This is a genomic window from Polyangiaceae bacterium, assembly GCA_015075635.1.
Classification (GTDB): Bacteria; Myxococcota_A; Polyangia; order Polyangiales; family Polyangiaceae; genus JADJKB01.
In genome coordinates this window covers 1,638,009-1,656,966 of record JABTUA010000003.1, presented here as the reverse complement: position 1 = coordinate 1,656,966, position 18,958 = coordinate 1,638,009, and the positions used below count along the sequence as shown (strand labels likewise).

The following is an 18,958-nucleotide window of genomic DNA, read 5'->3' as shown; positions in this document are numbered from 1 at the left end:
AATTCAAGTCTGAATACTTTTCCACCGCCGACGCGCGGCCTCGTCAGCCCGGCAGCCGCGCGATCACCGCCTCGGCGAAGCCGAGCGTGCCCAGCTCCCCGCCGAGGTCCCGGGTCTTCTGGTTCTCCTCGAGCGCGCGATCGTAGGCGAGCTTGATGCGCTCCGCGGCCTTACGGCAGGCCTCGTCGTGGCGCGTCTCGCCGAGGTGGTTCAGCATCATGACCGCGCTCATCAGGAGCGCCAGCGGGTTCGCCACGCCTTGCCCCGCGATGTCCGGCGCCGAGCCGTGCACCGCCTCGAACACCGCGTCCTCCTCGCCGATGTTCGCGCCCGGCGACACACCGAGGCCGCCCACCAGGCCCGCGCACAGATCCGAGACGATGTCGCCGTAGAGGTTCTCGCACAAGATGATGTCGAACTGCTTCGGGTTCTGCACGATGCGCATGTGCCCGGCGTCCACGATCACCTCGCCGTAGTCGATGTTCGGGTAGTCGCGCTCGTGCACCTTGCGGGCCTCGTCGAGCAGCATGCCGTCGGACATCTTCATGATGTTGGCCTTGTGGAAGACCGTGATCTTCTGGCGCCGGCGGTGCGTGGCGTAGCGGAATGCCCAGTGGGCGATGCGGTGGCAGGCTCCCCGGGTCGCCACCTTCATGCTGACCACGACGCCGTCGGTGATCAGGTTCTCGATGCCGCTGTAGAGCCCCTCGGTGTTCTCGCGGATCACGATCAGGTCCACGTCGTCGTAGCGGGTCTTCACTCCGGCCAGGCTGCGGAACGGGCGCACCGCGGCGTACAGGTTCAGCTTCTTACGGAGCGCGACGTTCACCGAGGAGAAGCCCCGCCCCACCGGTGTGGTGCAGGGGCCCTTGAGCGCGACGTGGTGCTCGCGGATGGCCGCGACCGTCTCGCTGGGCAAGACGTCCTCGAGCCCGCGCTCGAGCGCCGCCTCGCCCGCGTGTCGCTCCACGAACGCCACCGGAGCGTTCGCCGCCGTGAGCACGCGCTTCACCGCCGCGCTGACCTCCGGCCCGATGCCGTCACCAGGAATGAGCACGACCGTGTGCGTCGTCATGGCATGCGTCTTAGTCGCGCAGCCTGGCGATCGCCACCTTCCGCCGCGGCGATCGCCACTCCGCCGCCGCTGCTTCCGCGCTGAATTCCGGCGTTTCTCCCTTGGCACGCTCGCTGCTCTGGGGCGGGACGTGGCCCTCGCCTTCGACAATCCGCTCACCCTCCCGGACCGTCCGCTCGCGACCGCGATCGCGCACACCAGCGTGCTCGTCGGGCTCGACCCTCACCCCATCGCGGTCGAGGTCACGGCCTCGCGCGGGCCCGCGTTCTTCCAGCTCGTGGGCCTGGCCGAGGCGGCGGTGCGGGAGGCTCGCGTGCGGGTCGCCACGGCGCTGGCGCGCCTCGGCGTCTTGCTCGACGAGCACGCGGTCACGGTGAACCTCGCGCCGGCGGACCTGCGCAAGCGCGGCACCGGGCTCGACGTCGCCATCGCGGTCGCGCTGCTCGGCGCGCTGGGGCGGCTGCCGGGCGCCTCCCTCGACGGCGTGCTGGTCCTGGGCGAGCTGTCGCTCGAAGGCGGAGTGCGCCCCGTGCGCGGTGTCCTGCCACAGCTCGAAGGAGCGCGGGCGCGCGGCGTGCGCCAAGCCATCGTGCCGTCCGGCAACGCCCGAGAGGCCGGGCTGGTGCGCGGACTGGAGGTCTTCGTCGCGAGCGAGCTCGAGAGCGTGGTGCACCACTTCACCGGGCAGCTGTCGCTCGAGCGCGTGGGGACGACGGAGCTGCCACCGCACCGGGCACTGCCGGGCGCGAGCGATCTCAGCCAGGTGCGCGGCCAGGCCAACGCCCGGCGCGCCCTCGAGATCGCGGCCGCCGGCGGCCACAACCTGCTCATGCTCGGTCCCCCGGGTGGTGGCAAGACGCTCCTGGCCCGGCTCCTGCCCAGCATCCTGCCGCCGCTCTCGTTCCCGGAGGCCATCCAGACCACGGCCATCCACAGCGTCGCCGGGTTGATCGATCCGGAGCTCGGCGTCGTGCAGACTCGGCCGTTCCGCGCGCCACACCACTCGGTGAGCGACGCGGGCTTGGTCGGCGGCGGCGACCACCCGCGCCCCGGCGAGGTCAGCCTGGCGCACAACGGCGTGCTCTTCCTGGACGAGCTCGCCGAGTTCCGGCGCAGCGCGCTCGAGGCGCTGCGCCAGCCGCTCGAAGACGGCGTGGTGTGCATCTCGCGGGCGCGGGCGTCCGCCTGGTTTCCCGCGCGGCCCATGCTGGTCGCGGCGGTGAACCCCTGTCCGTGCGGCTACAAGGGGCACGCGCGCCGCGACTGCCGCTGCTCGCCGGCGCAGGCCGCGCGCTACCTGGCTCGGCTCTCCGGGCCGCTGCTCGATCGCATCGACCTGCACGTGGCGGTGCCCCCGGTCGATCCGAGCGCGCTCGGCTCGCCGGAGCGCTCGGAGTCGAGCTCGAGCGTCCGCGCGCGGGTCCTCGCGGCCCGGGAGCGGGCGCGCGTTCGGGCACAGGAGCTCGGCCTGAGCTCGCCGCTGAACGCCGCGCTCACCGACGCCGAGCTCGACCGCGTGGTGCGGCTCGACGCCGAGGGCCGGGGCTTCATCGCGCGGGCAGTGAACGATCTGGGCCTGAGCGCTCGCGCCTTCACGCGCATCCGCCGCGTCGCGCTGAGCGTGGCCGATCTGGAAGACAGCCGCGACGTGCGCGCTCCCCACGTGGCCGAAGCCATCCAGGGGCGCCTCGTCGACAACGAATTGTCGGGCTGAACGAGAAGGAGAACGAGGACATCATGAACGACAAGAGCCGAAACCGTGACCACGTCGTGCGCGAGGTGGTCGAGCAGATCGAGAAGGCCCACGGCAAGGGCGCGGTGATGCGCCTGGGCGCCGACGCCGGCACCACCCCCATACCGGTCATCCCGAGCGGCGCCTTGGCGCTCGACCAGGCGCTGGGCGTGGGCGGCTACCCGCGGGGCCGCATCGTCGAGATCTTCGGCCCGGAGTCGAGCGGCAAGACCACGCTCACGCTGCACGCCATCGCGGAGGTGCAGAAGCTGGGCGGGGTCGCGGCGTTCATCGACGCCGAGCACGCCTTCGACATGCGCTACGCCAAGGCCATCGGCATCGACCTGGGCAAGCTCTTGGTCGCGCAGCCGGACTCCGGCGAGCAGGCTCTGGACATCGCCGAGGCGCTCACCCGCTCCGGCGCGCTGGACCTGGTGGTGGTCGATTCCGTCGCCGCGCTCACGCCGCGCGCGGAGATCGAGGGCGACATGGGGCAGAACCACATGGGCCTGCAAGCGCGGCTGATGAGCCAGGCGCTGCGCAAGCTCACGGCCATCAGCCACAAGAGCGGCACCACGCTGATCTTCATCAACCAGCTGCGCATGAAGATCGGCGTGGTCTTCGGCAGCCCGGAGACGACGCCCGGCGGCACCGCGCTGAAGTTCTACTCCAGCGTGCGCCTCGACGTGCGCCGCATCGGCAAGGTCGAGGCGGCGGACGCGGTGGTGGGAAACCGCACCCGGGTGCGCGTGGTGAAGAACAAGGTCGCGCCGCCGTTCTCCGAAGCGGAGCTCGACGTGCGCTGGGGCGTCGGCATCGACACGGCCACGGATCTGCTCGACAGCGCGCTGCGCCTGGGCGCGCTGGAGCGGAACGGCAACCACCTGATGCTCGGCGGCAAGAGCATCGGCAACGGGCGCGAGCGGGCGCGGGAGGCGCTGCTCGGCAGCCCCGAGCTCTTCGGCACGCTCCAGCTCGCCACCTACGAGCGCCTGCCCGGCTGGGCGGCGCGCACACAGAAACGGGCGGCATGAGCCGACCCGCGGTCACGACAACGAAATGGAAAGGAACGAAATCATGAGCGATGGAATCAATCAGGTCTTCTTGATGGGGAATCTCGGCTCCGAGCCGGAGCTCCGGACGCTGCCCTCGGGCGCGAACCTCTTGAAGTTCCGCATGGCCACCAACGAGAGCTACCTCGACAAGAACAAGGAGCGGCAGACCCGCACCGAGTGGCACGACGTGGTGATGTGGGGCAACCGCGCCGAGCCACTGTCGCGGATCCTGAGCAAGGGCTCGCGGGTGATGGTAGAGGGCACGCTGCGCACCACGAGCTACGAGAAGGACGGCGTGCGGCGCTGGCACACCGAGATCACGGCGCGGGATCTGCACCTGCTGGGCAGCCGGCGCTCGTCCAGCGAGCCCGGCGACGGCTCGTGGCTCTCGGACACCGAGCCGGTGCAGGCGCTCGACGGCGCGGTGGGCTTCTGACCCACCCGCTCCGGCGCGGGCCCACGCGGGGTGCATGCTCGCGTGGGCTCGCTTCGGATCTTCGGGCCGCTGTCAGCCCCCCGCCCGCTTCGGCAAGAGCGTCGGCAGCGACAAGGCCACGATGGCGCCCACCACCAGCGCCGCCCCCACGAGCTCGGCGGCGCCCGGCATCTTCAGCCCGAGCAGCACCGAGAGCAAGAGGCTCGCGAGCAGGCCTGCCAGCACGCTGGAGGCGCGGTTGACCGGCACGCAGAAGCTGTTCTCGCGCCGGTCGAGCAAGATGAGCCCGCCGAACACGCCGGTGCCTTGCGACAGCACGCCGACGAAGAGGATGGTCGCGGCGTACCCGCTCGACCAGAGCTCGGTGAAGCCCTTGCGGATCTCCAGCATCATCTGGCCGTGGCCGATCAGCGCGCACACCACCAGTACCAGCACCACCAGCGGCGTCGCGGTCATCTGCTCCTCCACGAAGTAGCGCTTGGTCAGGTCGGGGTCGCTGCTCTTGGCCAATCGGCTCATGAAGCGCAGGCGCACGAAGTAGCCGAGCAGGTAGAACGCGACGTCCACGCCTGCGATCCAGGTCATGGCCAAGCTGCTCTTGCTGCCGCCGAAGAAAGCCACCAGGAGCGCCCCCATGGAGAGCCCGAGCGCCAGCCACGAGAACCAGCGCACCTTGCGCCCGCTGGCGAAGTCGGTGATGGGCGCGATGACCAGCACCCCGCCGCGCATCAGGAGCATCATGAACACGATGGAGACGCCGTCGAAGGTGTACGCGAGCGTGGTGGTGGCGATGATGGCGGCGGTGCAGAGCCCGGACAAAAAGGTCCAGATGCCCGGGAGCGGCACACTGACCCCGAGGAGCTGGCGGCGTCCGGCGTAGCGCCACCAGCGCATGGCGCTGATGAACGCGAACATGCCCAGGAGCGAGGCGATGTTCGTGATGGGCAAGAGCGAGAACCCGGAGAAGCCCCGCGTCATCCCGGGCAACAGACCGCCGCTCAGCGCCTTGGCCAACGCGCTGTAGGGTACGTAGCAGGCGAAGTAGCCGAAGGCGTACCACCAGATCGACACCTCGGCCCGCGCGGTCATGCCGTCCTCGTTCTACCCGATCGGCACGCGGCGCGCGCGATTCGATGCTATGGTTTCGCCCCTCGGAGGACGGCGAATGCGTGGATTCTTGCTTTCGGTGATGGCTGGCTCGGCGGTGTGTCTGGTCGCGGCGTGCGGCGGGGACGAAGGCGACGGCGGCAGCGGGGGCGGCGGCAACGCGGGCTGCGTCCCGCAAGCGGCGGAGTGCTACGCGGCGGGACCCACGGGTCCGGGCGCCGAGTGCCTGGCCAAGGCCGACAACACCGGGCAGACCAAGTACCAGGGCCGGCTGACCAGCATTCTGGTCAAGGCGCCGCCCGCCTTGGCCGGCGCCTTCGTGCAGGAGCAGGTCATCGACAAGGGCATCTCGCTCAAGCAGCCGAGCTGCTTCGAGAACGGCGACGGCACCTTCTCGTGGCTGTTCGAGATCGACTCGACGACCAACAAGATGAAGACGGGCGGTAGCCTGCCGGTGACCGATCCCGTCGCGGGCGGCTGCTTCGTGAAGATGCCCGGGGCCTCGTTGCCCATAGCGCCCATCGAGGTGGACGTGACGCTGACCGCCAACACCTTCAGCGCCAAGGATCTGGACGTCAACCGTGCCCATCTTCCTGAGCCCGACGGACACCAGCAATCCGATCATCCTGCCGCTCCACAAGGTGGAGATCCAGGCGACGTTCAACGACGACTCCCACAATTGCTCCGGCAAGTTCAACGGCGACGAGCTCGATCCAGTCAACAGCTGCGCGCCGGACACCAAGGCCATCCCGCCGCAGCGTTCCTGGACTCCCGGCGGCTCGCTCAAGGGCTACATCACCATCGAAGAGGCGGACCAGGTGATGATCGACGAGCTCGGCGCCACGCTCTGCGTGCTCCTGGCCGGGCAGGACTGGAAGGGCCCGAACAAGGACTGCAAGAGCTCCACCAAGTGGACGGGCGGTGCCACGCCGGAGGGCGACTGGTGCTCCAAGACCAACGCCGCAGCGGACGCGACCTGCAAGGACGCCTACAAGCTCGAGGGCGACTTCGCCGCAGCCGCGTTCAAGATCAACGGGGACTGCCCCTGAGCGCCCGGACGCTGGGCGCCCTTCGAAGACGGGCGCTCAGCGCCCCTTGAAGACCGGCGCGCGCTTCTCCAGGAACGCCAGCACGCCTTCGACGGTGTCCTCGGTGCGGACCAGCCGCTCGAGGTCGGAGATCTCTCGGGCGCGGACCGCCGCCCGGTCGTCGCCCCGGGTGAGCCCTGCGAGCTGACCCAGGGCGGCCCGCAGGGCCAGCGGGGGCAGAGCAGCCAGGGTCTCACCGAGCTCCCGGGCCGCCAGGTCGGCGTCGTCGGCGATCTGGTGCACGAGGCCCCGAGCCAAGGCCTCCTCGGCGGAGACGGTTCGACCGGTGAGCACCAGCTCGGTGGCAAAGCCCAGCCCGACCAGCGGGACGAGGCGCTCGAGACCGGCCCAGCTCGGCAGGTAGCCGCGGCGGATCTCCGGCAAGCCGACGTGCGCGCTGCGTCCCAGGACACGGAGGTGACAGGCCAGCGCGAGCTCGAAGCCCCCGCCCACCGCGGGCCGCTGCAAGGCCGCGATCACCGGCACGGGGAAGGCCGCGATGCGATCGAGCACGGCGTGCGCCTGCCGCGTCCAGCGCGCGAAGCCGTCCGGCTCGCCGAAGGGACCAATGCCGGTGAGGTCCGCTCCGGCCGAGAACGCGCGCTCGCCGGCGCCCCCGATGATCAGGACGCGCGCGCCCTCGACGGCCTCGGCCTCCGCGATGGCGCTGGACAGCGCGTCGAGCTGCGCTTGGTCGAAGGCGTTCGCCTTCGGGCGGTCGAGCGTGAGGGTCAGGATGGGCGCGCTGAGCTCGGTCCGGACGGTCATGGCCGCCCCATGCTAGAGCCAGTCTCTGCGCTCGAGCGCACGGTTTGTGATAAGGCCCCGCCATGCGGCTGGCGCGGCTGATCGGACCGGAGCTCGAAGCGCTGCTGCGCGAGAACCCGGAGGAGGTCCGCGAGCTGCTCGACGAGATCCACCCCGAGGATCTCGCCGACATCGTCGCCGAGCTCGAGGCCAAGCACGCCGGCGACCTGCTCAAGGGCCTGCCCGCCGAATACGCCGCCGAGGTCTTCGAGCGCCTGGACGAGGAAGACCAGGAGGCGATCACGCAGTCGATGGGCGCCGACTCCACCGCGCTCATCGCCGCCGAGATGGGCGCCGACGAGCGCGCCGACTTCTTCAGCGTGATGCCACCGGCCGTCGCCGACCCGGTGCTCGAGAGCCTGGAGCGGGTCGACCCCGAGGCCGCCGAGGAGGTCGAGGAGCTGCGCCAGTGGCCCGAGCGCACGGCCGGCGCGCTGATGACCACCGAGCTCATCGCCGTGGGCCCCGACGTCGTGATCTCCGGCGCCATCGACGAGCTGCGCAAGCGGGCCCGTGAAGCGGAGACCCTCGACACGGTCTACGTGACCGGAGCGCGCGACCGGTTGCTGGGTTTCCTGCGCCTGCGCGATCTCTTGCTGGCAGAGCCTGCCGAGCGGGTCGGCGACGTGATGCGCGAGAACGTCATCTCCGTGCCGCCGGAGATGGATCAGGAAGACGTCGCGAAGGTCCTCGCCAAGTACGATCTGCACGCGATGCCCGTGGTCAGCGGCAAGGGCGAGCTCCTGGGCCTGATCACCTCCGACGACATCCTCGACGTCATGAACGAGGAGCAGGCCGAAGACGTCCACAAGATGGGCGCCGTCGAGCCGATCCGTGAGGGATACTTCGACGCCTCGTTCCTCGAGTACATCCGCAAGCGCGCGCCCTGGCTGGCCATCCTGTTCGTGGGTGGCTTCTTCACCACCACGGCGATGCGCACGTTCAACCACGTGCTCGGGAGCGTGGCCCAGCTGGCCTTCTACGTGCCCCTCCTGATCGCCGCGGGCGGCAACTCCGGCTCGCAGTCGTCCACGCTGGTGATCCGCGGCCTGGCGGTCGGAGACATCACCGCCCGGGATTGGCTCCGGGTACTGTGGCGGGAGCTGGCCCAAGGCCTCGTGCTCGGCGGCATGCTCGCGACCTTCGGCATGCTGCGCGTGATGCTGGCCGGGGATCCGCCGGGCATGATCGCCCTGGTGGCGGCGACCCTGGTCTCCATCGTGGTGATGGGCTGCGTGGTGGGGGGCATGATGCCCTTGTTCCTGCACCGCATGGGCGTGGACCCGGCGACCAGCTCGACCCCTTTCATCGCGACGCTGGTCGACGTCCTGGGCATCGTCATCTACCTGAGCCTGGCCCAGCTGATGCTGGCGGGGGTGGCTCAGATCGCCGTGCACTGAAGAAACGCCCGGAAAACATTGACTTTGCGTGACCTAACGCAGAAATTCCGGCCACCGGGGGGCGGGCCCCGGCGAGACCATGGCCACCCTGAGCTCGGCGATCGTCAAGGCCCACGTCGCGTCGATGCGCGAAGTCGAGGAGGCCCTCGCGCGCCAAGTCATCTACGGCGGTGATCTCGTCACCAACCTGCTCGAGCTGGCGCTGGTCAGCGAGCACCTGCTCACGCCCTTGCTCGCGGAGAGCTACGACCTGCCGGCGGCCCCCATCGGCGAGCTCGGGCAGGCGCCGGCGGCGCTGATGGCGCTGGTGCCGGGCGAGCTCGCCCAGCGCCACTCGTTCTACCCGCTGGCGGAAGAAGCCGGGATCCTGACCGTCGCCGTGAGCGAGCCACTCCCGGCCGAGGTGGAAGGAGATCTCTCGTTCTCGCTCGGCGTGCGCATCGACCAGCGGGTGGCGCCGCTGGTGCGGATCCGCCAGGCGCTCTGCCGCGACTATGGCCTACCGCTCGATCGACGCATGCTGCGGCTGGTCGCCAAGCTCGAGGGGCGCGCCGACCCCAGCCCGAGCTCGATGCCCGCTCCGCTCCGCGACGGCTACGTCGGCTTTCCGACGCTGCCGCGGCCCGCCAGCGTCCCGCCCATCGGCTACCCGGGAGCCTCGGCGCCCGCGCTCGCGCCGGCCGCTCCCCCGGCGGCGCCGCGCTCCGCGACTCCGCCGCCGGCGCAGGTGGCGACGCTGATCACCCCCCGCCATCCGTCGGAGAAGGTCCCGCCCGAGACCGCCGAGCCGCCGCGCTGGCTGGTGGGGACGCCGGGCCGCGAGCGCGGGCGCAAGCGCCACCGCGGTCCCTACACTGCGGCGCACGCCGAGCAGGACTTGATGGAGGCCGAGTCGCGCGACGACGTGGTCGGCGCCTTCTTCGACTTCGCGTCACAGTACTTCGAGTATTCGGCGCTGTTCGCGGTGCAGGGCGACGTCGCCGAAGGCCGCGACGCCCACGGCCCCGGCGCCGACCGAGCGCGCATCCGTGGCATCGGCGTGCCGCTGGATCTGCCGAGCTCGCTGTCGAGCGCGAAGAACGCGAAGACCTTCCGCTTGCTCACGCTGGAGCAAGACGGGCTCGACGCCAGCCTGGCCAAGGATCTGCAGCGACCTAGCTCGCGGGTGGTGCTGCTCTTGCCCTTGGTGGTGCGGGGCCGCTCGGTCCTCCTCCTGTACGGCGACCACGGCGACGCAGACGTGACGCTCTCCGAGGTCGGCGACGTCATCGCCTTCGCGCCGCTGGTCGCCGCCGCCCTCGAGCGCGTGATCATGAAGAAGAAGCGCGGCGCGCGCGCCGGCTCCGGCGAGATGAGCGCGACGCCGCTGCCGGTCGCGGAGGTGCGCAAGCGCCGCCGCCACCGCTTGCCCGGCGTCGAGCAACGCGTCGAAGCGCTCGCGCGGGCCCTCGACTCGACGGCCTCCCCGAGCAGCCCGCCGACCACGGTGCACGCGACGCCGGCGGCGAAAGGCATCGGTCCTTCTGGACCGGAGACGGTCGCCGCCTCCCCGAACGCGCTCTCGGGCCCGACCACGGCGGACGAGTCGCCGCAGGCTCGAGGCTTCGAGAAGCAGCCGGCAGTGAGCGCCGTTCCCCCCACCCCCGCCGAGTCGCCGCAAGCGAAGGGGCGGCCCAGCACCGCCTCCGTTCCGGTGCCGGTCATGGCGGTCGGCGCACCGGGACGCCGCGATACTCCACCGCAGGGCACGCCCGGATCCCACGAGGCGTCGCAGGACCAACCCTTCCCGCTGACCCGCCGCACGCCGAGCGGCCGTCCCTTGGTTGGCGACGCCGAGCCTCCCTCCAGCGAGAACGCAGCGGCCATCGACGCGGCCTGGGACTTGGAGGCCGACGCCCGGCTCTCCCCGGGTCCCTTCAGCGAGCTGGAGCTCGAGGCCAGGAGCGATGTCGGCCACGAGGCCCCGCTCGCGCCGGCCTCGCGGCAGCTCGCGCTCGGACCGCGCGCGCCGTTTCCACGCCAGGACGCCAAAGACCGGCTCTTGCCCTCGGTGATCGTGGACGTGGACTCCGACTGCCGAGCGCTCCTCCAGCGGCTGCTCGAGGGCGACGAGTCCGCCGGCGATCGGCTGCTCGAGATCGGCGATCCCGCGGTGAGCATGCTCGTCGCGGAGTTCCCCGGCCCCATTCACCCGGATCGGGCACGCCGCTTCGCCGACCCCGGAGCAAAGGCCTCCGAGTGCGGGCCGGTGCTGCGCACCATCGCCCGGGTGGGGCCGGTGGCGATTCCCTTTCTGGTGGTCCGGACCGCCGATGGCGATCCCGTGGTGCGGCGCTGGGCGACCTGGCTCCTGGGCGAGCTGCCGGCATCGGAGTCGGCTCGCGCCATCGTGCGGCGCTTCAGCGACGCCGACGCCGAGGTCCGGCGCGCCGCGCTGGCGTCGGGGCGGATGATGCAGCAGAGCGCCGAGGCCCGCACCGCCCTTCGAGACGGCCTCGCGACCTTGGCGGCGGAGCCCTCGCAGCCCCCGGAGATCCGCCACAGCAGCATCGAGGCGCTGGCCGACCTCCGGGATCCGCGGGCCGTCCCGCGCCTGATCCCGCTGCTCGGCACCGACAACTCCGCCGTGGTGCGCTCGGTACACTGGGCGCTCGTCACGCTGGCGCGTCAGGACTTCGGCCGGGAGGGCAAGCTGTGGACGGCGTGGTGGCAGGCGAACTCCACGCGACACCGCGTCGAGTGGCTGATCGACGCGCTCTTGGGTCAGAGCCTGGAGGTCCGGCGCGCCGCCGGCGAGGAGCTGAAGAGCCTGACCAAGGAGTACTTCGGCTACTACGAGGACCTGCCCCCGAAGGAGCGCGAGCGCGCCCAGCGCGCCTACCGTGAGTGGTGGGAAGCTACCGGAAAGGCTCGCTTTTCCTGAGCACGTCTCGACAGGCGGCGGGGATGGATGGCAAAAGCTCTGACCGATGTACGAGGCAGAGCAGCAGCTGGACTCGGCGCTTCGGGCGGCCAACTTGGCGCTCGGTGGTCAGCAGCGGCGCGAGGCCAGTCGCTTCGCGTCCATCGAGCTGCGCTTCGCCGACCGGCGCACCGGGCCCTGGGAGATCGCGGCGATGGGCGCCGTCGCCTTCGCCTCGCTCTTGATCGTCGTCGGCCTGTGGTTCTGGTGAGCCGAGCTCACTGCCCCGCGCAGCTCGACTGCGCGTAGGCGGCGGCCGCACCCGCGCCTTCGCCGATGGAGGCCGCCGCGTCCCGGGCGGACTTGGCGCCCTTGCAGTTGCCGAGGAACGCGCGGTCTCGCACCGCCTTGGGCGAGGACAGACGAATGCGCACTCGCGCGTTGGTGAGGCCGGCCGCCGTGCCGCCGGTCTGCTCGCACTTGCGGAACAGCGCCACGGCGCCCTCGATGTTCCAGCTCGCAGCTTGCTGCTGGGATGCCGCGCAAGCCGCGTCCCCTTGAGGTCCGCTCGGCGGCGGCGGCGGTTGCGTAGACGCCGGCGGCGGCGGCGGCGGCGGCGGGGGCTGCGTGGACGCCGGCGGCGGCGGTGGCAGCGGGCCGGTCGAGCTCGGGGGGGGCTTGACGGGAGGCTTCACGGTGGTCCGGGGCGGCTCGGGCGTGGTCGGAGGCGCGACGGGCGGGGTGACCGGCGGGGTCTCCGGCTCGACCACCACCGGGCCGCTCGCCGTGACCGGCGGGGCGATGGGGAGCGGCTCGGTCCCGGGCTCCGAGGTCCCGTAGTACTGCCAGGCGAAGACCGCGGCGAAGGCGCTCCCGAGCAGCAGCGCAGCCCCGCCGAGCACCCAACCCCAAGGCCCGCCGGAGCGTGGCCGGGGCGGCGGCGGCGGCGGGATCGGCGCCGCGACCGCGATGTCCGTGCGGTAGGCGGGCACGAGCGGCGGCTGCGCGCCTCCGGGTTGAGTTTGGCCCCGCCCGGGCTCCATCGGCGAGGTGTGCACCACCGGCGCGAAGTCTGGAGCTGTGACGGCCCGCGCGGGCTGCTCGCCGCCGAGCTCGGTCACCCAGTCGAGCATCGTGGTCGGTCGTTCGGCGGGAGTCTTCGCCAGAGCGTGCATCACGGCGCGCTCGAAGCCCGCCGGGATCGGCGCGCTGGTCCGCGTCTGCATGGGCGGCGGCGGAACGGTCATGTGCTGCGTGGCCCACTGCCAGGGCGTCTCGCCCTCGAACGGCAAGCCCCCGGTGATCATCTCGTAGGCGATGATCCCGAGCGAGTAGATGTCGCTGCGCAGATCGAGCTCCTTGCCTGCGAGCTGCTCGGGGCTCATGTACGGCGGGGTCCCGAGCACGATGCCCTGCTGGGTCAGCTTGGTCTGCTTGTCGGCGGGCCCGGAGGTCTTCGCGATGCCGAAGTCCAGCACCTTGACGAAGTCTTCCTCGCCGGCGCGCCGGGTCAGGATGATGTTGTCGGGCTTCAGGTCCCGGTGGACGATGCCCAAGCTGTGGGCCTCGGCCAGCGCCCCGCACACCTGCTTCAGGATGCGCTGCGTCCGCTCGAGCGCGATCGGGCCTCGGGCGATCAGCGCCGTGAGCGGCTCGCCCTTGACGTATTCCATGGCGATGTACAGCCGCTTGTCGGGCGTCTCGCCGAAGTCGTAGAAGCGGATGGTGTTCGGGTGCTCGAGCTGCGCGACGACCCCGCACTCGCGGTAGAAGCGCGAGACCACGGTGTGGTCGGAGCTCAGCGAGGGCAGGAGCGTCTTGATGGCGACCTTCCTGGTGTGGGCGCCCATCTTCTGCTCGGCCTCGTAGACGACCCCCATCCCGCCCTCGCCGATGATGCGGGTGACCAGGTAGCGGCCGCCCACGATCTGCCCCACCAGGCTCGACGGGTCCTCGGACGGGCGGGCCATCGGCGCGCCGCAGGACTGGCAGAAGCGCGCGCCGTCGGGGTTGTCTTGGTTGCAGACCGCGCAGTTCATCGGACAGGGGGGGCGGCACCAGGGCCGTTACCCATTGTAAGACGGACGCGCGCCGGGTTCGATTTGAAGGAGATTTCGGCGGATTAACGCGCTCGCACGCGGCGGGATCGAGGGGATGAGGAGCGGTCCCGTCGTCACTTCCCCTTCTTCTTGGGGTCCTTCTTCTCTTCCTTCTTCTCCTTCTCGGGGAAGTTCACCTCCCACTCCATCGTCTCCTCGGCGCCCTCGAAGGGTGGAACGATGACGCTGTTGAAGGCGTTGATCGCGCACTTGCCCACGGCGTTCTCGTCGTACGGGGAAGTGATGGTGGCGCTCTTGGCGTGCCCGTCGTTGCCGAAGGTCACGGTGACCTTCGCGCTGCCCGCCGGGCTGTCCTCCGGCACCGATCCGGGGCACGTCTCGGCGGAGCGGGCGGCACGCTTCATCTCCAGGTCGGCCTGGCGCTTGTCGAACTTCGCCTTCTTCTCCAGGTCGCTCTCCTCGGAGCTGCCCGAGGAGCCGTGTTTCTCCCGTTCCCGTTCCTGTTCCTCCGCCAGCCTCTCCTGCTCGGCCAGGAGATCGTCCGGTGTCTTGACACCCTGCCCTTCGCTGCTGGGACCGCCGCAAGCGAAGTACGTCACGGAGAGGACCACGAGAAAGGCGCGTTTCATGGCGGGGATCCTAGATCCAGACCCCGGGTCGAGCCAACATCGGTCGCGCACGGAGCGGACTTTCGCCCCGTTCGACACCCGGGCCGGTTGGCCCTTGGCGGTCAGAGGTCCGTGATCTGGTAGTCCTTGATCTTGTAGAGCAGGGCGCGGTGGCTGATTTCCAGGACTTCCGCGGCACGGGTCCGGTTGCCCTTGGTCTTCTGGAGCGCCCGTCGGATCAGGAGCTCCTCGATCACCCGCATGGTCTTCTTCACGCTGAGCTCGCCGCTCGCGAGCTGCATCTGGACCGGGTCCCGGGCCTCGCGGACGCGCTCGGGCAGGTCGGCGGCGACCAGCTGGTCGCCCTCCGCCAGCACCATGGCCCGCTCGATGGTGTTCTCGAGCTCGCGCACGTTCCCCGGCCAGGCGTACTCGTAGAGCAAGCGGCGCGCCTCGCTGTCCATGCCACGGATGTTGGTCCCGAGTCGCGCGTTGTTGCGGGTGATGAAGTGCTCGATCAAGAGCGGGATGTCCTCGCGCCGCTCGCGCAGCGGAGGCACGTGGATGGGCAGCACGTTCAAGCGGTAGTACAGGTCTTCGCGGAAGCGCCCGGCACGGGTCTCGGCGTTCAAGTCGCGGTGCGTCGCCGTGATGATGCGCACGTTGACCTTGATGTCGCGCGCCTCGCCCAGGCGCCGGATCTTCTCGTCCTCGAGCACTCTGAGCAGCTTGACCTGCAGCCCCAGCGGCAGCTCGCCGATCTCGTCCAGGAACAAGGTGCCGCCGTCCGCCTCTTCGAACAGGCCCCGCCGGTCGGCAATGGCGTCGGTGAACGCGCCCTTCTTGTGCCCGAAGAGCTCGCTCTCCAGCAAATTCTCCGGAATGGCGCCGCAGTTGACCGGAACGAACGGACCTCCGCGACGGCTGCTGCGCCGGTGAATGGCTCGCGCGACGAGCTCCTTGCCCGACCCGCTCTCACCGGTGATGAGCACGGTGGTCTTGTACTCGGCGATCTTCGAGATGGTGCGGAAGATGGCCTGCATGTTCGGGCTCTTCGCCAGGATGTCTTCGTACTTGTGCTCTTTCCTGATCTCCTCGCGCAGCGCGCGGTTCTCGCGCCGCAAGAGCTCGCGCTCTTCGGCCTTGCGCAGCGTGAGCACGACCTCGTCGGGCTTGAACGGCTTCTGGATGTAGTCGTAGGCGCCGCCCTTCATCGCCTCCAGGGCGAGATCGGTGTTGCCATAGGCGCTCATCACGATCACGGTCGCGTCGTTGCCCTTCGCCTTGAGCGTCGCGAGCAGGTCCAGGCCGCCCATCTTGGGCATGCGCACGTCGGTGATGACGAAGTCGGGGCCGAAGGAGTCCACGAGCCCGAGCGCGTCCTCGCCGCTGCCGGCGGTCTCGACCTCGTAGCCGTTGCGCCGGAGCAAGGTGCGGAGGACCAGCCGGAGGTTCTCCTCGTCGTCGACCACTAGAACTCTGCGCACTGTGCAAAAAATGCTAGCTAAGCCCGGACCATCTAGCAACTGGTTGCGTACCCTGGAAGTTCCCTGCTGATTTCACGCGGTTTCGGGCGTAGACCTGTCGCCATGCTCACCGGCGCCGATCAGCTCTTCAGTGGCCAGCTCTCCAACCTCCGCCGCCGCCTGCGGGACGCCCGCGTCGGCGCCCTGACCCACGCCGCCGCCGTCGATCGCCGGGGACGCAACCTCCTGATGGTGCTCGAAGAGCTCGGGGCGAGCCCGTCCCTGGTCTTCTCTCCGGAGCACGGGCTCGACGGCGTCGCCCAGGCGGAGGAAGCGGTCGCGAGCAGCGAGGCCGCCGAAGGGCCCGGGGTGATCAGCCTGTATGGCACGACCAAGGAGAGTCTGGCGCCGACCCCGGAGCAGCTCGCCCAGCTCGACCTCTTGGTCATCGACCTCGTGGACGTGGGCAGCCGCTACTACACCTACGTCTGGTCGGCGCTGCTCAGCGCGCGCGCCGCGGCTCAGGCCGGCGTACACGTCGTGATCCTGGATCGCCCGAACCCCATCTCCGGCGATCCGGCGACCCTGGAGGGCGCGCCGCAGATGGAGGGCTTCCTGTCCTTCGTCGGCCTCGAGCCGCTGCCCATCCGTCACGCGCTCACGCTGGGTGAGATCGTCGCGCTGTTCGCCGAGCGCGACGGGCTGAGCCTCGGCCCGGACGGCGCGCTGTCGATCGTGCCCACGCTGGGCTGGGAGCGCTTTCACACGGCAGCGGCTTGGGGCCGCCCGTTCTCGCCGCCTTCGCCCAACATGCCGACGCTGGAGACGGCGCTGGTCTACCCGGGTGGCTGCCTGGTCGAGGGCACGAACCTCTCGGAGGGGCGCGGCACCACGCTGCCCTTCCAGCTGGTCGGCGCGCCGTACCTGGACGGCCCGCGACTGGCTCGCGCCCTCGACGAGCAGCGCATCCCCGGCGCGCAGGTGCGCGCGGCGCGCTTCCGCCCCTCGTTCGAGAAGCACGCCGGCGAGGTGTGCAGCGGCGTGCTGCTCCAGGTGACCGATCCGGCGCTGTTCCGGCCGGTGGCGGCCTACCTCGCCATCATCACGCTCTGCCGCCTGCAGGCCCCGGAGGCCTTCGCTTTCCGCACCAAGACCTACGAGTTCGAGGCGGACGTGCCGGCCTTCGATCTGCTGACCGGCTCCGGAGAGGCCCGCGAGGCCATCACCGGCGGCGCCAATCCGAGCGACGTGGCGCAGCTGATCTCGCCGGTGGACGCGAGCTGGAAGGCCGCCGTGCTCGAGGCCGAGGCCCGCGTGCAGCGCGCGCGCGCGTGAGCGGGGAGCGTCAGCCTGCTCTTCCGCCGGCTCCCACCAGCGCCTCGACGTCGCTCGCGGCCTTGGGGATCTCGGCGGTCAGGACCTCGGCGCCGGTCTCGGTCACCAGCACGTCGTCTTCGATGCGGATGCCCCGCACGTCCGCCAGGCGCGCGAGCACGTCGCGATCGAGCGCGTCCGCGAGGTCGCCGACTTCCTTCGGGTCGTCCAGGATGAACGGGATCCGGTAGAAGCCCGGCTCGATGGTCACGCACATGCCCGGCTCGAGCTCGCGATCGAGCCGCAGGTAGCGATCGCCCCTGGAAGCCGAGCGCGTGCGGCCCGGGGCATAGCCCGCGCGGTCTCCCAGATCCTCCATGTCGTGCACGTCGAGGCCGAGCAGGTGCCCGATGCCGTGGGGGAAGAACAGCGCCGCCGCGCCGCGCTCGTAGAGGTCGTGGGGATCTCCGCGCAGCAGCCCGAGGTCCGTCAGGCCGCGCACCAGCGTGCGCCCGGCGATCCGGTGGATCTCGCGGTAGCTCTCGCCGGGACGCACCGCCGCGATGGCGGCGGCCTGAGCCGCGAGCACGACCTCGTACACGTCGCGCTGCGACGGGCTGAGCTTGCCCGACACCGGCCAGGTGCGCGTCACGTCCCCCGCCCAACCCTCCGGCGTCTCCGCGCCGACGTCGGCCAGCAGCAGATCTCCCGCGGCGAGCAGCCCGTCGTGGCGCTCGTTGTGCAGCACCTCCCCGTGGACGGTGACGATCGAGCCGTAGCTCGTGGTCATCCCGCTGGCGATGATGGCCGCCTCCATCGCCGCACGGACCACGCACTCGCGCACACCTGCACGCGTCGCACGCATCCCCTCGCGGTGCGCCAGCGCGGTGACGCGCGCCGCTTCCCTGAGCTGATCGACGGCTGCGGCGTCATGGCGCAGTCGGAGCTCGATGAACGCGTCGGCCAGGGCTGCGTCGGCGCCTTCGAGCTCGTTGCCCCCGCCGGAGTCGACGGGCCGATGTGCGATCGACTCGACCCAGTTTGCCGTCTCCCGATCCTGCGGCGGCAAGAGCGCGACGGGCTCGGTGAGCCGGAGCTCGTCGATGGGGCGGACCTCGATGCCGAGATCGCTCCCGAGCTGCTCCAGACTGGGCTGCGCGCCGCTCCAGAGCGCCTCCTCCGGATCGGGGGGCTCGGCGAAGAGGACCGCGCGCTCCGGCGTGACGAGGAGCGCGGCGCCTTCTAGGGGCGCGCCCACCAGGTACAAGAAGTGGCTCTCTGCCCGGTAGGGGTAGCGGTTGGCTGGGAAATTCCTAGAGCGGGCGTAGCCGGAGACCACGAGCGCGGGGGATTTCAGCCGGGCTTGGAGGCGCTGGCGGCGAGCGGCAAAGGCGGCGGGGGAGCTTGGGCGGGGCCACATGACAAAACCCTACGATCCTGGCGAGCTTGACGGTCGTACCCCCGAACGGCTGAGCCGAAAAGGGACATCGGGCAGTCTCTCCGTATAGACTCGCCGGTCTGCTCTGAGCGAAACCGGAACACTGCGACCTTCGTAGTGGGAGGATTCGCCCGGCGTGACGGGCAGCAAATAGCGAACAGGAGACAAGGGATGGCGTTCAACCTTTCGAAGACCATTGCATCAGCGGCATCGGCGGGGCTCATGCTCGGGGCCGTGGCCTGTGGCGGCAACCAGCCGGACGCGAAGGCGCCGGGTGGTGCCGGAGATCCCGCGGGAGCGGCAGCGGGCGCCAAGGCCTGCTGCAAGGGTCAGCACGAGTGCGCGGGGAAGGGCGGCTGCAAGGTCGAGGGCAAGAACGACTGCGCCGGCAAGAACGAGTGCAAGGGTCAGGGCGGCTGCAACGCTCACTGCCCGAAGTGAGCGTTCCCTCCTCTTCGAGCGAAACAATC

Annotated in this window: 17 protein-coding genes; 9 read left to right on the top strand and 8 right to left on the bottom strand. The window is 70.6% G+C overall.

The genetic code is table 11. From position 1 onward, the window contains the following. Positions 1 to 43: 43 nt before the first annotated feature. Complete coding sequence (locus HS104_37995) at positions 44 to 1,075, bottom strand: isocitrate/isopropylmalate dehydrogenase family protein (GenBank protein MBE7485752.1); 1,032 nt, start codon at positions 1,073 to 1,075, stop codon at positions 44 to 46. On the opposite strand from HS104_37995, the gene HS104_37990 reads away from it, so the two are divergent. The 3 genes from HS104_37990 to HS104_37980 are packed head-to-tail and all read left to right on the top strand — an operon-like array spanning position 1,074 to position 4,298. Beyond that, positions 1,074 to 2,789, top strand: coding sequence for a YifB family Mg chelatase-like AAA ATPase (locus HS104_37990; protein MBE7485751.1), 1,716 nt, complete (start codon positions 1,074 to 1,076; stop codon positions 2,787 to 2,789). The genes HS104_37995 and HS104_37990 overlap by 2 nt on opposite strands. A gap of 23 nt (positions 2,790 to 2,812) precedes the next feature. Beyond that, a complete protein-coding gene (recA, locus tag HS104_37985) occupies positions 2,813 to 3,841 on the top strand; it encodes a recombinase RecA (GenBank protein ID MBE7485750.1) in 1,029 nt (342 codons plus the stop codon). Between the two features lie 43 nt (positions 3,842 to 3,884). Further along, positions 3,885 to 4,298, top strand: a complete 414-nt coding sequence (locus HS104_37980; protein ID MBE7485749.1) for a single-stranded DNA-binding protein — start codon at positions 3,885 to 3,887, stop codon at positions 4,296 to 4,298. 72 nt (positions 4,299 to 4,370) lie between these two features. Here the strand turns inward: HS104_37980 and HS104_37975 are convergent, their stop codons facing one another. Continuing rightward, positions 4,371 to 5,387: a hypothetical protein gene (locus tag HS104_37975; protein MBE7485748.1), complete on the bottom strand. Its 1,017-nt coding sequence runs from the start codon at positions 5,385 to 5,387 to the stop codon at positions 4,371 to 4,373. 207 nt (positions 5,388 to 5,594) lie between these two features. Next, the gene (locus tag HS104_37970; GenBank protein ID MBE7485747.1) at positions 5,595 to 5,984 is read right to left on the bottom strand and encodes a hypothetical protein; all 390 of its coding nucleotides are present in this window, start codon (positions 5,982 to 5,984) and stop codon (positions 5,595 to 5,597) included. Positions 5,985 to 5,986: 2 nt separating this feature from the next. Here HS104_37970 and HS104_37965 point away from each other — a divergent pair, with 2 nt between their 5' ends. Continuing rightward, entirely contained in the window at positions 5,987 to 6,454 is a 468-nt protein-coding gene (locus HS104_37965; protein ID MBE7485746.1) for a hypothetical protein, read from the top strand. 36 nt (positions 6,455 to 6,490) lie between these two features. On the opposite strand, the gene HS104_37960 is transcribed toward HS104_37965, so the two are convergent. After that, complete coding sequence (locus HS104_37960) at positions 6,491 to 7,261, bottom strand: enoyl-CoA hydratase/isomerase family protein (protein MBE7485745.1); 771 nt, start codon at positions 7,259 to 7,261, stop codon at positions 6,491 to 6,493. A 62-nt stretch (positions 7,262 to 7,323) separates the two neighbouring features. Between HS104_37960 and mgtE the strand changes: the two genes are divergently transcribed. The 3 genes from mgtE (at position 7,324) to HS104_37945 (ending at position 11,873) form a co-directional block, all read left to right on the top strand. Beyond that, positions 7,324 to 8,700, top strand: coding sequence for a magnesium transporter (mgtE, locus tag HS104_37955; GenBank protein ID MBE7485744.1), 1,377 nt, complete (start codon positions 7,324 to 7,326; stop codon positions 8,698 to 8,700). Between the two features lie 79 nt (positions 8,701 to 8,779). Beyond that, positions 8,780 to 11,623, top strand: coding sequence for a HEAT repeat domain-containing protein (locus HS104_37950; protein ID MBE7485743.1), 2,844 nt, complete (start codon positions 8,780 to 8,782; stop codon positions 11,621 to 11,623). A gap of 46 nt (positions 11,624 to 11,669) precedes the next feature. Continuing rightward, a complete protein-coding gene (locus tag HS104_37945; protein ID MBE7485742.1) occupies positions 11,670 to 11,873 on the top strand; it encodes a hypothetical protein in 204 nt (67 codons plus the stop codon). A 7-nt stretch (positions 11,874 to 11,880) separates the two neighbouring features. Here the strand turns inward: HS104_37945 and HS104_37940 are convergent, their stop codons facing one another. The 3 genes from HS104_37940 to HS104_37930 all read right to left on the bottom strand — a co-directional run bounded on the left by HS104_37940 (position 11,881) and on the right by HS104_37930 (position 15,757). Further along, a complete protein-coding gene (locus tag HS104_37940) occupies positions 11,881 to 13,641 on the bottom strand; it encodes a protein kinase (protein ID MBE7485741.1) in 1,761 nt (586 codons plus the stop codon). A gap of 134 nt (positions 13,642 to 13,775) precedes the next feature. Beyond that, positions 13,776 to 14,291, bottom strand: coding sequence for a hypothetical protein (locus HS104_37935; GenBank protein ID MBE7485740.1), 516 nt, complete (start codon positions 14,289 to 14,291; stop codon positions 13,776 to 13,778). A 101-nt stretch (positions 14,292 to 14,392) separates the two neighbouring features. Beyond that, the gene (locus HS104_37930) at positions 14,393 to 15,757 is read right to left on the bottom strand and encodes a sigma-54-dependent Fis family transcriptional regulator (protein ID MBE7485739.1); all 1,365 of its coding nucleotides are present in this window, start codon (positions 15,755 to 15,757) and stop codon (positions 14,393 to 14,395) included. Between the two features lie 102 nt (positions 15,758 to 15,859). Here HS104_37930 and HS104_37925 point away from each other — a divergent pair, with 102 nt between their 5' ends. Then, positions 15,860 to 17,071, top strand: a complete 1,212-nt coding sequence (locus tag HS104_37925; protein MBE7485738.1) for a DUF1343 domain-containing protein — start codon at positions 15,860 to 15,862, stop codon at positions 17,069 to 17,071. A gap of 10 nt (positions 17,072 to 17,081) precedes the next feature. On the opposite strand, the gene HS104_37920 is transcribed toward HS104_37925, so the two are convergent. Next, positions 17,082 to 18,470: an aminopeptidase P N-terminal domain-containing protein gene (locus tag HS104_37920; GenBank protein ID MBE7485737.1), complete on the bottom strand. Its 1,389-nt coding sequence runs from the start codon at positions 18,468 to 18,470 to the stop codon at positions 17,082 to 17,084. Positions 18,471 to 18,659: 189 nt separating this feature from the next. Between HS104_37920 and HS104_37915 the strand changes: the two genes are divergently transcribed. Continuing rightward, positions 18,660 to 18,929, top strand: coding sequence for a hypothetical protein (locus HS104_37915; protein MBE7485736.1), 270 nt, complete (start codon positions 18,660 to 18,662; stop codon positions 18,927 to 18,929). Positions 18,930 to 18,958: the final 29 nt, after the last annotated feature.

Excerpts from the sequence above, each read along its gene's own strand:
- HS104_37925 (MBE7485738.1), top strand. The coding sequence starts at position 15,860 with ATGCTCACCGGCGCCGATCAGCTCTTCAGTGGCCAGCTCTCCAACCTC.
- HS104_37975 (MBE7485748.1), bottom strand. The coding sequence starts at position 5,387 with ATGACCGCGCGGGCCGAGGTGTCGATCTGGTGGTACGCCTTCGGCTAC.
- HS104_37940 (MBE7485741.1), bottom strand. The coding sequence starts at position 13,641 with ATGAACTGCGCGGTCTGCAACCAAGACAACCCCGACGGCGCGCGCTTC.
- HS104_37945 (MBE7485742.1), top strand. The coding sequence starts at position 11,670 with ATGTACGAGGCAGAGCAGCAGCTGGACTCGGCGCTTCGGGCGGCCAAC.
- HS104_37950 (MBE7485743.1), top strand. The coding sequence starts at position 8,780 with ATGGCCACCCTGAGCTCGGCGATCGTCAAGGCCCACGTCGCGTCGATG.
- HS104_37960 (MBE7485745.1), bottom strand. The coding sequence starts at position 7,261 with ATGACCGTCCGGACCGAGCTCAGCGCGCCCATCCTGACCCTCACGCTC.
- HS104_37920 (MBE7485737.1), bottom strand. The coding sequence starts at position 18,470 with ATGTGGCCCCGCCCAAGCTCCCCCGCCGCCTTTGCCGCTCGCCGCCAG.
- recA (MBE7485750.1), top strand. The coding sequence starts at position 2,813 with ATGAACGACAAGAGCCGAAACCGTGACCACGTCGTGCGCGAGGTGGTC.
- HS104_37935 (MBE7485740.1), bottom strand. The coding sequence starts at position 14,291 with ATGAAACGCGCCTTTCTCGTGGTCCTCTCCGTGACGTACTTCGCTTGC.
- mgtE (MBE7485744.1), top strand. The coding sequence starts at position 7,324 with ATGCGGCTGGCGCGGCTGATCGGACCGGAGCTCGAAGCGCTGCTGCGC.
- HS104_37980 (MBE7485749.1), top strand. The coding sequence starts at position 3,885 with ATGAGCGATGGAATCAATCAGGTCTTCTTGATGGGGAATCTCGGCTCC.
- HS104_37915 (MBE7485736.1), top strand. The coding sequence starts at position 18,660 with ATGGCGTTCAACCTTTCGAAGACCATTGCATCAGCGGCATCGGCGGGG.
- HS104_37990 (MBE7485751.1), top strand. The coding sequence starts at position 1,074 with ATGGCATGCGTCTTAGTCGCGCAGCCTGGCGATCGCCACCTTCCGCCG.
- HS104_37995 (MBE7485752.1), bottom strand. The coding sequence starts at position 1,075 with ATGACGACGCACACGGTCGTGCTCATTCCTGGTGACGGCATCGGGCCG.